Genomic DNA, 13,379 nt, shown 5'->3' on the forward strand with positions numbered 1-13,379 from the left:
ACACTTGTTAGTGTTTTGTTTTTTTATGTATATTTGCTTCCTATGGAAAATACACTTCACGAAAAAGTTTCTCAGGATATTTTGCTAAAGGCTTACAACCATATGATGCTTGCGAAAGCAATGGCCGACATTTATGAAGAAAACAGAAACATCTGTAAATACGTTCATAGTACCTCTAGAGGTCATGAAGCTATTCAACTTGCAACAGCATATCAATTAAAAAAAGAAGACTGGGTTTCTCCTTATTACAGAGACGAAAGTATCCTTCTTGGGATTGGTTTTGAGCCCTACCAATTGATGCTACAATTATTGGCAAAAGCTGACGACCCTTTTTCAGGAGGTAGATCATATTATTCTCACCCTTCGAGCAGGGATGAAAATATGCCAAAAATTATTCATCAAAGTTCTGCAACAGGAATGCAGACTATTCCGACAACCGGAGTTGCTCAAGGTATTAAATATATTCAGGATTTCGAATTACAACAATTTGAAAACAATCCTGTCGTAGTTTGTAGCCTTGGAGATAATTCTGTGACTGAAGGTGAAGTAAGTGAAGCTTTACAATTTGCAGCTTTACACCAACTTCCAATCATTTTCTTGGTTCAGGATAATGAATGGGGAATTTCCGTAACTAAAGAAGAAGCAAGAACTTGTGATGCGTACGATTTCGTAGCTGGATTCACTGGCTTAAGCAGAATGAGGGTTGACGGAACAGATTTCACGGAAAGCTTCGAAGTGATGAAAAAAGCAGTTGATTTTGTAAGAACTGAAAGAAAACCTTTAGTTGTTTGTGCAAAAACAGTTTTAATCGGTCACCATACTTCAGGAGTTAGAAGAGAATTCTATAGAGATGAAGAAGATTTAACAAAGCACAGAGCAAAAGATCCGGGAGAAATTCTTAGAAATCAATTACTTGAATCTGGCGCTGACGAAGAATTATTAAAACAAATTACAAAAAAGGCAAGATTAGAAGCCGAAGAAGCCTTCCAAAGAGCTCAAAATGCTGAAGATCCGAAGCCTGAAACTGTAATGCAACATATTTTCGCACCAACTCCAATTACAGAGGAAGTTGGAACCCGTGAGCCAGCAGGTGGCGAAAAAATTGTAATGGTTGACGCCGCTATTCATGCGATCCAAGAGATCATGTGGAAACATCCTGAAGCTTTATTGTACGGACAGGATGTTGGTGAAAGAATCGGTGGAGTTTTCCGTGAAACGGTGACTTTAGGTAAGAAATTCGGAAGCAAAAGAGTTTTCAACACAGCCATTCAGGAAGCTTATATTATTGGTTCTACAACAGGAATGAGTGCAGTTGGTTTAAAACCAATTGTTGAGGTTCAGTTTGCAGATTATATTTATCCGGGAATCAATCAGTTAATTACTGAAATCTCAAAATCAAACTATTTAAGCAACGGAAAATTTCCAGTAAGCAATATCATCAGAGTTCCAATCGGAGCTTACGGTGGTGGCGGACCTTACCACAGTGGAAGCGTTGAAAGTATTTTAGCGAATATTAAAGGAATAAAAATCGCTTATCCAAGTAACGCAGCCGATTTTAAAGGTTTATTAAAAGCAGCTTATTACGATCCGAATCCCGTTGTAATGCTTGAACATAAAGGATTATATTGGAGCAAAGTTCCGGGAACGGAAGATGCAAAAACAATAGAACCGGCAGAAGATTATATCCTACCTTTCGGAAAAGGGAAAATCATTATCGAAGCTGATAAAAATGAAGTTGAAAAAGGCAGAAGTTTATTAGTTGTCACTTATGGAATGGGAGTTTACTGGGCTAAAGAAGCCGCGAAAAACTTCAATGGAAAAGTTGAAGTGATCGACTTAAGAACGTTAATTCCATTAGATGAAGAGTTGGTTTTCGAAAGAGTAAAAGCTCACGGAAAATGTATCGTCTTAACAGAAGAGCAGTTAAATAATTCATTTGCAGAAGCCTTTGCACATCGTATTTCTAAAAACTGTTTCAAATATCTGGATGCTCCGGTAGAAACGATGGGATCTCTTGATACACCAGCCGTTCCGATCAACTTAATATTGGAAAAAGAAATGCTTCCAAATGCGGAGAAATTAGCTGCGAAAATCGAAGAAATGTTAAAAAACTAAACATAACAACAGAACCTCTAAATTTTTAGAGGTTTTTTTATGCCTTAATTTATTTTAAAGCCTATAAAATTTAACCACAAAAGATACAAAAGCTATTATTGGGCTATTTAAAGATGAGCTATTATGAAAATATAAAGATTACAAAAGAATAAAAATTAAATATTTTTTTGAAAACTCATGTGTTCTTACTTAAGCTTGAATTATCAACGTTAATCTTTTGTGACTTTTGTGGTTAAAATAATAAGTTTAATTAAAAAACTTATCTTAAATTTAAATTGGTATTTATTTTGTTAACCTTATTTCCTCCACATTAAAAATTCGCACAGATGATTACTACCAAATATGTCAATTACAAACAGGTCTTAAATTTATCCGGTCATCATTTGATTTGGATTTCGGTCTGGTGTACATTGATCGCCGTTCTTTTCTATTTTTTCAATTGGCAATGGATGACCATTCCGTGGGTTCCGGTTGCGTTGATCGGTACTGCGGAAGCATTTTTGGTTGGTTTTAAAAATAATCAGGCCTACGACAGACTTTGGGAAGCCCGAAAAATCTGGGGAGGAATTGTGAATTCAAGCCGATCATTTGCTTCGATGATCTATGCTTTTGATACTAAAAATGAAGAAATAGGCAGTTTTGATCTCGAAGATCGAAGAAAAAAAATCGTGTATCGTCATATTGCATGGCTTTACGCTTTCCGTGAACAGCTTTTGGTTCCTACAGAATGGGAGCACATCAGTCATGAAGATGAAAGTTTTAAAAATGTTGATCATAAACGTAACAGGTTGATCAAAGCTGGCTTTCCCGATTACGGAAGAACGCCGATTTTCCTGCATAAATATCTTTCAGAAGAAGAATTTGAACTACAGTCTGATTATAAAAATTTTGCGACTTTCTTGATTTCAAAACAGGCAAAAGAGATCAACGAATTAAAAAATGATAAAGTCATTTCTGAATTCAACCAAGTTCAATTGCAAAATTCTTTAAATGAATTTTATAATTTTCAGGGACAGGCAGAAAGAATCAAAAAATTTCCGTCACCAAGGCAATTTGCAAGTACAGCATTCGTTTTCAATATTCTTTTTATTCTTTTGCTTCCATTAGGTTTGGTTAATGAATTTGCCAAATTGGGCGATTGGGGAATCTGGACTTCCATTCCTTTTTGCATCACCATCGGTTGGATATACATTATCATGGAATTAGTGGGAGATTATTCCGAAAATCCGTTTGCAGGATTGATGTTTGATGTTCCGATGCTTTCTATTTGCAGAACGATCGAGATCGACCTTTTACAAATGACGGGAGAAACAGACCTTCCTGATCCTATTTCATCTAAAAACGGAGTTTTGGTTTAAAAATAACATTTTAGTTATGCAAAAATTAATAACCTTCTTTATGATATTTACAAGTTTAAAAATAAGTTCTCAAACTTATAAGTTTTATCAAACAGATAATATACATAATCAATTAAAACTTAACACTAAGACTGGCGAGGTCTACCAAATTCAAGATGATGGACAGACATTTTTAATTAAGGAAGCAATTATGTCAAATAATGATAAGCCAAATAGATATAGATTACATAAAACAACAAATATTTGGACTTATATACTCCTAGACCAGTCTTCTGGGAAACTTTGGCAATGTCAATATAGTGTAAAAGGAACTGAATATATATCATCTTGGATAATAAATCCTCAAGAACTTTCAAATACTGAAAGTAATAAATTTACAATCCAACCTCTTACAAGTATGTACCAATTTTATCTCGTAAATGATGAAACAGGTGATATGTGGAAATTTCAGTGGAGTACAAAAGGAGATGAATTTCGCTGGATAGAAAAACAGTAGATTTACAAAACAATCGCCGTCGTATTTTTCACCTCAGAGATCATAAAAGAACTGTGAGTACTCGCAATATGCTGTAAAGTAGTTAATTTGGTCAACATAAAATTACGGTAATCCGTCATGTCTTTAACACCGATTTTAAGGATATAATCGTAATCTCCGCTTACATGAAAACACTCTGTGACTTCCTGTAAATTCATAACCTCACGTTCAAATTGAAGAACGTATTCTTTTTTGTGCTGACTTAATTTTACATGACATAAAATAATAAAATCTCTGTTAATTTTATTCCGGTCAAGAATCGCTACATATTTTGAAATTACACCCGAATTTTCAAGCTTTTTAATTCGTTCATAAACAGCCGTTACCGACAGACCAAGCTTGTAAGAAAGCTCTTTGGTGGTTTGTTTAGCATCTTCCTGTAAGAAAAGAAGTAGTTTTTTATCAATTTCATCAAACGTCATAGATATATTTTTGGCAAAAGTTTATATTAATCAAATATAACAAACATTTTTTCGGTTTAAATTAAATTTAACAGTTTTATATTCTAATATTTTAAAATTCAGTTGTAATAATTCTGGAATTAATTCATTTTTAGCCCAACAAAATCGAAAACATCATGAAAGACTTTAACGCAGCAAATGAAATACAGGATTTACAATATTTTGGTGAATTTGGTGGAGTAAATCCATCGATTTCAGACAGTTCAACGTATACTTTTCTTTCTGCAAAAACGATGTTCGATACTTTCGAAGGAAATGCAGAAGGTTGCTATTTATATTCAAGACATTCATCCCCAATGAATCTTTATTTGGCTCAAGCCTTGGCAAAACTTGAAAACACAGAAGCAGCCAACGTTACAGCTTCCGGAATGGGCGCCGTTACTTCTGTTTTGATGCAGGTTTGTAAAAGTGGGGATCATATTATTTCGAGCAGAACAATTTACGGTGGAACGTACGCTTTCCTGAAAAATTTTCTTCCTCCTTTTCATATTGAAACTACATTTTTAGATATTAATAATTTCGAAGCTCTTGAAGCTTCTATTCAACCCAATACAAAGGTTATTTATTGCGAAAGTGTGAGCAATCCGCTTCTTGAAGTTGCCGACTTGAGAAGACTTTCTGAGATCTGTAAAAAATACAATCTAAAATTGATTGTTGATAATACCTTCTCTCCTCTTTCAATTTCACCAACATTGCTTGGAGCAGATATCGTTATTCACAGTTTGACAAAATTCATCAACGGAAGCAGTGATACTGTCGGAGGCGTTTATTGCGGAACTCAAGAGTTTATCAATGATACAAAAAATGTAAATAACGGAGCTTGCATGTTGCTTGGTCCAACAATGGACAGCTTCAGATCTGCAAGTATTTTAAAGAATTTAAGAACCTTACATATCAGAATAAAACAGCACAGCTACAACGCAATGTATCTGGCCGAAAGATTTGAAAAAGACGGATTAAGAGTCGTTTATCCCGGTCTGAAATCTCACAAAAATCATGAATTAATGAAAAGCATGATGCACGAAGAGTACGGATTCGGAGGATTATTGACCTTAGACGCAGGAACTACAGAAAAAGCCAACGAGCTGATGGAACTGATGCAACAGGAAAACTTAGGTTATCTGGCGGTAAGTTTAGGCTTTTATAAAACTTTATTCTCATGCTCAGGAAGCTCAACTTCTTCTGAAATTCCGGAAGAGGAACGTGCTGAAATGGGAATTTCCGATGGACTGATCAGATTCTCAATAGGACTGGATCACGACATCGCACGAACCTACGAAAAGATGAAGGAATGCATGCAAAAAACAGGCGTTCTCAACCATGAAACCATCTCTATATACTAATTATTGTTGTAAAAGCTGTTGAATTTCGACAGCTTTTATTTTTTTTCCGTTTAAATATTATTTTTGATGAAAATGTTTCGGGAAAACGTCTTCTGGTTTCATTCTCATAACATTTAATAAAAACCATGATTTTAAAAATCCGTATCCGTAAGAAAACATTTGAATATAGGTTGAAATAACCGCCATTCCGGCAATGCTTATGTTTTTAGTCACAATCAACGCATGGAAAAATACTAAAAAGGTATAGAAACCATAAAAAGTAAGAACAACTCTTTCTTTCAAAAGAAAATATTCTATGAAACCGAAGATATAACCTAATAAAAATAAGGTCGGGAAAGCAAAAGAAATCTTTACATAATTTGGATGCCTTTGATTAAGAATCGGTCTTGCACAACCAAATTGATAGACTTGTTTTGAAAATTTCCCAAAGTCTACCCTACGCTTATGATATACCCCAATATTATCGAAAAAAGCAGTGGTAAAGCCGTTTTCCCAAAGTGTCATTGATAAATCCGGATCTTCACCGATTCTCATTTCAGAAAATCCGCCCACTTTTTCGAAAACTTCTTTCTTTACGCCCATATTGAAGCTTCTCGGTTGAAATTTTGAAACTGCTTTCTTACTTCCTCTAATTCCTCCCGTTGTAAAAACAGAGGTCATGGAATACGAAATTGCTTTTTGCATTAAATTGAAGCCTTTGTGTGCTTTATCTGCTCCACCAAAAGCATCACATGGAATTTCTACGATATCATTTTTTATATTTTCAATATAATTTTTCTCTACGATCACGTCGCTGTCGACAAAAACAAGCCATTCGTTTTCTGCTCTTTTTGCTCCATAATTTCTCGATAAACCAGGCCCCGAATTATCTTTTCTGAAATATTTAATGTCTAAAATTTCTTCAAAATTCTTTATTGTAGATTTAAGGTCAATCAATGAACCATCATCAACGATAATGATCTCAAAATCTTTATCTGTTTGTTGGGTAAGAGAATTTAATAACTCAAAAAGCTCATCTTTTCGGTTAAAAATAGCAACGACGATGGAAATTGTAGGTTTCAAATTGAAAATTTTTCAAAATTAATTATTCATAAAGGAACTCGCAAACTCTTTGTAATAAATTATAGAACGGAAAATGCAGGAATATATTAAAACAATCCTGATCTTAAATAAAGGAACAAAACAGAAGCCGTCCCCAATAAAATCAAGGAAGTGCAGAAAAACAGCACTGAAAAGAAACTTTTGAAGTAGAAAGATTCTAAAAGATATAAAGCAAAACAACATAAAAACGTAATTACCATACCAATCAGAATGGCAATACATACAGTTTGAAAAGGATTTTGAACTAATAAAGGATCTTTAAAAACGAAGAAAAGAAAAATACAACTTATCAATGTAAAAGCCGTACTGAACTGCTCTACAAGATATTTGGATTTCTTACGTTTCAAAGGCTTTTCTGTTCCAGAATTTGATTCTGATGAATCACTACTCAAAAGACTCAAAGCATCAACTACAAACTCCACAACTTCAAAAATATTCCAAGACATATATTCGTTTTACATTTTAAGCAAAAATAAAATTTTCAAAATAAAACAAAACCCTCCAAAATTGGAAGGTTTCATTTAAATATTTTTTATTGATTTTCAAGTTTATGAACTTTTTTCGTTCCCTCGTACATTTCGTATTGTAAAAATCTTGTTTCCAGTTTTCCGTTGAAAAGTTTGATTTTTCTTGAAGGTCGAAGTCCAACTTTCTTCACAGCTTCTAAATCAGAAGAAATCAGCCAAGCCAATGTATTCGGATAATGTGTTTTGAAAGTATCTCCTATTTTTTTGTAGAAATCATCATCATTAATGGAAATTCTCTCATCATAAGGTGGATTAAATACCATTAATAAAGGGAAAAGTTCTTTTTTAGTCTCAAAGAAATCTTGTCTTTTCACTTCAATGATATCTTCCATTTCTGCCGCTTCAATATTGGTTATTGCAGCGCTCAACATTCTTCCGTCGATGTCGTAACCTACAATTTTACCTGTAAATTCTTTAATTCTACCGATTCTTACTTCTTTAATTCTTGCAAATAAATCAGAATCATAATTTTGCCAGTTCTGGAAAGCAAATCTTTTTCTGAAAATCTGTGCAGGAAGATCTAATGCGATCATTGCCGCTTCAATCAAAAGCGTTCCAGAACCACACATTGGATCCAGGAAGTTCCCTTTTCCGTCCCAACCAGCTAATTGAAGCATTCCGCTTGCCAAAACTTCATTGATTGGCGCTTCACCCTGCTCTTTTCTGTATCCTCTTTTAAATAAAGCATCACCCGAAGAATCCAAAGAAATCGTTACCAATTCTCTGTCAATGTGAAGGTGAAACTTGATTTGTGGACTTTTAGAATCCACATTCGGACGTTTTTTAACTTTTTCCTGAAAATAATCAACAATTGCGTCTTTCATTTTCAAGGTTACAAACTGTGAATGTTTAAAAGTGTCAGAATTCACCGTTGAATCAATCGCAAAAGACTGATCTACATCCATGAAATCCTCCCAATCCACTTTAAACAATTTATCGTAAAACTGATGCTGGTTAAAAGCTTTAAATTCCAAAATAGGAACTAAAATTTTTAAAGCTGTTCTCGAAGAATAATTAATTTTATAAAGGAAACCCAAATCTCCCTCACAATTTACTGCACGATTTTTAATTTCGACATTACGCCCACCTAATTTTTTGATCTCTTCCGCCAAGATCGGCTCCAGACCGAAGAATGTCTTGATCTGAATCTTTAGATTTTCTATATCCATAATTTTATAATTAAAAGATTTAATGATTTAAAAACGAAAAGATTAAGGCTTCAATTCTACAATTTATTGAAATTATCAATCCTTTAATATTCAAATACATTTCTTTTAAGACCACAAATTTAGTTATTTTTGCATTATGGAATGGTTTGAATCTTGGTTTGATACACCTTATTATCATTTGCTTTACAGTAACAGAGATTATACTGAGGCAGAAAACTTCATTACAAAGCTTACTTCAGAGCTTGAGTTACCGCCTTCTTCGAAGATCATCGATCTGGCTTGTGGCAAGGGAAGACACTCGGTTTTCCTTAATAAATTAGGCTATGATGTGTTGGGATTAGACCTTTCCAGACAGAGTATAGAATTTGATAAACAGTTTGAAAATCAGACCTTACTTTTTGATGTTCACGATATGAGAAATCCTATCGATGCGGATCCGATGGACGCAGTTTTCAACTTATTTACTAGTTTTGGATACTTTGATAACGAAAAAGATGATAAAAATGTATTCCAATCGGTTTATAATGTTCTAAAACCAGGAGGATATTTTGTATTAGATTATCTTAATGAAGAATATGTAAGAAAAAACATCGTTCCGGAATCTATCATCACTCGTGGTGATATTGATTTTAAAATCTGCAAAAAAATTGAAGGAAGACATATTGTTAAAGATATTCAGTTTGAAGCAGACGGAAAACCTTTTCATTTCTTTGAAAAAGTAAAACTTCACACGTTGGACGCCATCAATTCTTACGCAACAGATTGCGGTTTTGAAAGAATTAAAATTTGGGGAGATTATCAATTGAATGATTTCGACAAAGATGTTTCAACTCGTTGTATCAATTTATTTAAGAAAAAAGCATGATAACCGTTTTTTTACTGATTTTAAGTGTAATTGTAGGTGTATTTCTTGGAAAACACTTCGGGAAAAAGGAAAAACTGGCGAAAAATCTATTGATTTTAAGTGCAGGTTTCCTGATCACGATTTGTTTAAATGAAGTATTCCCTCAGGTTTACGCTGTTGAAGGAAGTAGCAATTTGGGAATATTTGTCATTGCCGGCGTGCTTTTACAAATGATTTTGGAAGCTCTAACCAAAGGTTTCGAACACGGGCACGTTCATCATCACAGTGATCATAATATTCTTCCTGTTGCTTTAATGGTCGGACTTTTTGTTCACGCATTTATCGAGGGAATTCCTTTGGCGAACGAAGAACATGAGCTTTCACCTTATCTTTTGGGGATTTTATTTCACAATCTTCCGATCTCGTTTATTTTGGGAGCATTTTTATTCAACAGAAAGGAAGGTTCTAAAGGATCGTCTTATCCATCGATGTTGATTGTAGCATTATTTGCTTTGGCTTCACCTTTGGGAATGTTGTTGGGGAATTATTTCAACCCTGATTTACAGCCTTATTTCCTAGCTATTGTTGGAGGAATCTTCTTACATATATCATCTGTAATTATTTTTGAAAGCAATAAAAACCACAATATTGACTGGATGAAAATTGGACTGGTAATTTTAGGAGTTTCCCTAGCTTTATTAATGCATCTTTTCCACAATCATGACCATGTTGGACATCATCACTAGAATTTTTCATCTTTTTTCATTGTAAAAAAGAACGATATATTTTATAAAAAAACATCTTAGCCATTTTCTACAAATGGCTATTTTTCATTGATTTTCTTCTATCATTTATTTAACATTTAATTATTTAAAAATATTCAGGAAATAAAAGATTAAGAATAATCTTAAGCAACAGATTTTAAAATATATCTCTTCGTATTGATTTAACTTGCAATAAAAATTATTTTTAACATAAAAAACATTAATGTTAAGAAAGAAATAAGTTAAAATTCAATTTAATTATTTGTAAAAAAGTATTTATTTTACATTTATTTTTGATAATTAATTAATATTTAAACATTATAATTATTCATAATTTAATTAATTAACATAATTTAAGATATAAAATATAAACGATTTGACATTTTTTGTACATTAGCAATTATAAATAGCACATGTATGAAAAACCAAATCAAAAATTTTAAAAAAGTGGGAGTCTGCTTTTTCCTAATGTCCGGCATTGTATCCGCACAGACAGTAAAAGACAAAGATTCCCTGAGAGAAAAAGAAATTGAAGACGTAGTTATTATCGGCTATAAAGCACAGAAAAAATCAAGTCTTACTGCAGCCGTTTCTACAATTTCTGATAAAAAACTAAAAGATGCCAGCACTTCCGATGTAGCCAGCATGCTGCAAGGAAAAGCTGCCGGAGCTCAGGTTAACTTGGGTGGCGGCGCTCCGGGATCTACCGCTTCAGTAAAAATCAGAGGAACTTCTACGATCAACGGCCCGAGTCAGGCTTTATGGGTGGTAGATGGCGTAATGATGACTGGAACCCCGAATTTAGACCCCAGCCAAATTGAAAGCATTAATATACTGAAAGACGCTACCTCAACAGCTTTATATGGATCTAGAGGTGCCAATGGTATCGTTCAGGTATTCACAAAATCAGGAAGCTCAGGAAAGGGTGCACTGAGCTTTTCAATGAATAATTCTTTCAACACATTTACTAACGGCCGTTTCAAGCTAATGAACGGAACGCAATTATACGATAACTTCACCTCATTAAAAAACGCTCCTCCTCTACCCGAAGAACTTAGAAAGGATGGTTATAACTGGTTGAAAAACGGCACCCAAACGGGAGTTGTACAAAATTATACGATTGATTTCAGAGGCGGATCTGAAAACTCTAAAACCTACATTTCCGGAAATTATTACAATGAAACCGGAACAGTTAAAACTTATGAATTCAACCGACTATCTTTTAGAATCAATCATGAACAAAAAATAAAACCATGGTTAACTTTAAAACCAAAAGTTAGTTTATCCTACACAACAGGGAAAGACAATCAAGGATCTCTTTACGAAATGTATCTCAACATACCTTGGGATAATCCGAAAGACAGCAATGGAAATTTAATTAATCCAAATACTTATACAGGGGATTGGTACGGAAGAGATTACAGCAATTATTTATATGATCTGCAATGGAATTATGGTAAAAGTAATCAATTGGATCTCCTAGGAAATCTTGATGCAGAAGTTAAGATTACCGGCTATCTGAAATTTATCACAACCAACAACGTCACGTATAAAAACTACGATGACATGTATTACACAGACCCAAGGTCTATTTCCGGGGAGAGTAACAAAGGAGGACTGACAGAATCATACGTAAAAGACATCAGTAAATTCTTCAATCAGATGTTGAGATTTGATAAAGATTTTGGCGTTCATAATGTAAATGCATTAGCAGCCTACGAATATTCGGACAGATTTTATAAAATATCCCGAGCAGGTGTTTACGGTGTAGTTCCGGGAACAGATATTTTTGATGACGGAGCTACAACAGGACAAAAGCCTTCTGGATCAAAATTTGAAAGAGCTTATAATGCCCTTTTATTCAATGCAGAATATGTTTATGATAAAAAATACTTTATTCAGGGATCTTTACGAAGCGAATCTTCTTCCGCATTTGGTAAGGATCACAGAAATGGATTATTTTATTCTTATAGTTTAGGCTGGAATATTCATAAAGAAAAATTTTTCAACGTAAAAGCTATCAATGAATGGAAATTAAGAGCCAGCCGAGGTCTTGTGGGAAATACTCCATCACCAAATTACGGATGGCAGGATTTATATGCTTTGACACAAGTATATGATGGACAAATTGGAGCAACATGGTACCAACTAGGAAATCCGGATCTAACTTGGGAGTCTATTTATCAAAATAATTTGGGTACAGATATCTCAGCATTTAATAATAGATTGACTTTAAATGTTGACTATTTTAATAATAAGACTAAAAACTTACTAATATTAGCTACACTTTCTTCATTAACAGGGGTTGACAGACAATATTTGAATATTGGCGACGTGCAAAATAAAGGTTGGGAATTTAACTTTAATTATGCCATCATTAAATCTCCAACCGTGACTTGGGATCTGGGATTCAATGTCAGTACTTATAAAAATGCTGTTCTTTCTACCAGAAATAATGCTACTCAGCTTTTAAGCAATAGTCAAGCAGCAATAACAGGATATGATGTAACTTCTTTCTATATGAGAAAATGGATGGGTGTAAATCCTGATAACGGCGCTGGCCAATGGGAAGTTGTAAATGCAGATGGAAGCAGAACTTTAACATCCAATTACAATCAGGCAACATTGCAAATCGTTGGTCATGCTACACCCGATTATTATGGATCTTTCAACACGAATCTTACTGTGAAAAACTTCTACATGAATGCCAGTGTTTATTTCTCACAGGGAGGGCAGATTTATAATGCGAATAGAGAATTATTTGATTCGGATGGAGCTTATCCATATTACAACCAAATGGTGTTACAAGATGGTTGGACAAGATGGGAAAAACCTGGAGACATTGCAACACATCCTGTAGCAAGCTATAACAGCAGTAGTTTAACCAACAGACCTTCATCCCGATATTTAGAAGATGCAAGCTATGTTAAATTAAGATCTTTAAGATTTGGATATAATTTCCCAGCTTCTCTAACAGAAATGATAAAAATTAAATCTGCAAGCATTTATATCATGGGTGAGAATTTATTTACGATTACTAAATTCTCAGGTGTTGATCCGGAAGTTGGAGCAGTAGGCGGCCAAACTACATATTCTGGTAGAGCAGAATCAATTTACCCTATTCCAAGAAGATTTTCTTTAGGCTTTAATTTCTCTTTTTAA

At 33.9% G+C, this 13,379-nt stretch carries 11 protein-coding genes; 7 read left to right on the forward strand and 4 right to left on the reverse strand.

Features of this window, described 5'->3' with window-relative positions; translation table 11 throughout:
- Window positions 1-42: 42 nt before the first annotated feature.
- The 3 genes from AC1Q7L_RS10510 to AC1Q7L_RS10520 all read left to right on the forward strand — a co-directional run bounded on the left by AC1Q7L_RS10510 (window position 43) and on the right by AC1Q7L_RS10520 (window position 3,969).
- Window positions 43-2,115, forward strand: a complete 2,073-nt coding sequence (locus tag AC1Q7L_RS10510) for an alpha-ketoacid dehydrogenase subunit alpha/beta (protein WP_492305930.1) — start codon at window positions 43-45, stop codon at window positions 2,113-2,115.
- Window positions 2,116-2,441: 326 nt separating this feature from the next.
- Window positions 2,442-3,473: a bestrophin family protein gene (locus AC1Q7L_RS10515; protein WP_492305931.1), complete on the forward strand. Its 1,032-nt coding sequence runs from the start codon at window positions 2,442-2,444 to the stop codon at window positions 3,471-3,473.
- 16 nt (window positions 3,474-3,489) lie between these two features.
- Complete coding sequence (locus AC1Q7L_RS10520; protein WP_492305932.1) at window positions 3,490-3,969, forward strand: hypothetical protein; 480 nt, start codon at window positions 3,490-3,492, stop codon at window positions 3,967-3,969.
- 2 nt (window positions 3,970-3,971) lie between these two features.
- On the opposite strand, the gene AC1Q7L_RS10525 is transcribed toward AC1Q7L_RS10520, so the two are convergent.
- Window positions 3,972-4,430 carry an Lrp/AsnC family transcriptional regulator gene (locus tag AC1Q7L_RS10525; protein ID WP_492305933.1) on the reverse strand — a complete coding sequence of 153 codons (459 nt, stop codon included), beginning with the start codon at window positions 4,428-4,430 and terminating at the stop codon, window positions 3,972-3,974.
- Between the two features lie 155 nt (window positions 4,431-4,585).
- On the opposite strand from AC1Q7L_RS10525, the gene AC1Q7L_RS10530 reads away from it, so the two are divergent.
- Complete coding sequence (locus AC1Q7L_RS10530; protein ID WP_492305934.1) at window positions 4,586-5,812, forward strand: aminotransferase class I/II-fold pyridoxal phosphate-dependent enzyme; 1,227 nt, start codon at window positions 4,586-4,588, stop codon at window positions 5,810-5,812.
- 57 nt (window positions 5,813-5,869) lie between these two features.
- Here AC1Q7L_RS10530 and AC1Q7L_RS10535 read toward each other — a convergent pair whose 3' ends face one another.
- From AC1Q7L_RS10535 to AC1Q7L_RS10545, 3 genes are all read right to left on the reverse strand, one after another.
- Window positions 5,870-6,874, reverse strand: a complete 1,005-nt coding sequence (locus tag AC1Q7L_RS10535; RefSeq protein ID WP_492305935.1) for a glycosyltransferase family 2 protein — start codon at window positions 6,872-6,874, stop codon at window positions 5,870-5,872.
- 86 nt (window positions 6,875-6,960) lie between these two features.
- A complete protein-coding gene (locus tag AC1Q7L_RS10540) occupies window positions 6,961-7,359 on the reverse strand; it encodes a branched-chain amino acid ABC transporter substrate-binding protein (RefSeq protein ID WP_492305936.1) in 399 nt (132 codons plus the stop codon).
- Window positions 7,360-7,445: 86 nt separating this feature from the next.
- The gene (locus AC1Q7L_RS10545) at window positions 7,446-8,609 is read right to left on the reverse strand and encodes a THUMP domain-containing class I SAM-dependent RNA methyltransferase (RefSeq protein WP_492305937.1); all 1,164 of its coding nucleotides are present in this window, start codon (window positions 8,607-8,609) and stop codon (window positions 7,446-7,448) included.
- A gap of 136 nt (window positions 8,610-8,745) precedes the next feature.
- On the opposite strand from AC1Q7L_RS10545, the gene AC1Q7L_RS10550 reads away from it, so the two are divergent.
- The 3 genes from AC1Q7L_RS10550 (at window position 8,746) to AC1Q7L_RS10560 (ending at window position 13,379) form a co-directional block, all read left to right on the forward strand.
- Complete coding sequence (locus AC1Q7L_RS10550; RefSeq protein ID WP_492305938.1) at window positions 8,746-9,474, forward strand: SAM-dependent methyltransferase; 729 nt, start codon at window positions 8,746-8,748, stop codon at window positions 9,472-9,474.
- Window positions 9,474-10,199: a ZIP family metal transporter gene (locus tag AC1Q7L_RS10555; RefSeq protein ID WP_492306487.1), complete on the forward strand. Its 726-nt coding sequence runs from the start codon at window positions 9,474-9,476 to the stop codon at window positions 10,197-10,199. The genes AC1Q7L_RS10550 and AC1Q7L_RS10555 overlap by 1 nt, the downstream gene beginning before the upstream one ends.
- Before the next feature lie 435 nt (window positions 10,200-10,634).
- A complete protein-coding gene (locus AC1Q7L_RS10560) occupies window positions 10,635-13,379 on the forward strand; it encodes a SusC/RagA family TonB-linked outer membrane protein (RefSeq protein WP_492305939.1) in 2,745 nt (914 codons plus the stop codon).

The sequence above is a fragment of the Chryseobacterium sp. GW823-FHT05E08 genome, from assembly GCF_058795655.1.

Excerpts from the sequence above, each read along its gene's own strand:
- AC1Q7L_RS10525 (WP_492305933.1), bottom strand. The coding sequence starts at position 4,430 with ATGACGTTTGATGAAATTGATAAAAAACTACTTCTTTTCTTACAGGAA.
- AC1Q7L_RS10530 (WP_492305934.1), top strand. The coding sequence starts at position 4,586 with ATGAAAGACTTTAACGCAGCAAATGAAATACAGGATTTACAATATTTT.
- AC1Q7L_RS10520 (WP_492305932.1), top strand. The coding sequence starts at position 3,490 with ATGCAAAAATTAATAACCTTCTTTATGATATTTACAAGTTTAAAAATA.
- AC1Q7L_RS10510 (WP_492305930.1), top strand. The coding sequence starts at position 43 with ATGGAAAATACACTTCACGAAAAAGTTTCTCAGGATATTTTGCTAAAG.
- AC1Q7L_RS10515 (WP_492305931.1), top strand. The coding sequence starts at position 2,442 with ATGATTACTACCAAATATGTCAATTACAAACAGGTCTTAAATTTATCC.
- AC1Q7L_RS10560 (WP_492305939.1), top strand. The coding sequence starts at position 10,635 with ATGAAAAACCAAATCAAAAATTTTAAAAAAGTGGGAGTCTGCTTTTTC.
- AC1Q7L_RS10550 (WP_492305938.1), top strand. The coding sequence starts at position 8,746 with ATGGAATGGTTTGAATCTTGGTTTGATACACCTTATTATCATTTGCTT.
- AC1Q7L_RS10545 (WP_492305937.1), bottom strand. The coding sequence starts at position 8,609 with ATGGATATAGAAAATCTAAAGATTCAGATCAAGACATTCTTCGGTCTG.
- AC1Q7L_RS10540 (WP_492305936.1), bottom strand. The coding sequence starts at position 7,359 with ATGTCTTGGAATATTTTTGAAGTTGTGGAGTTTGTAGTTGATGCTTTG.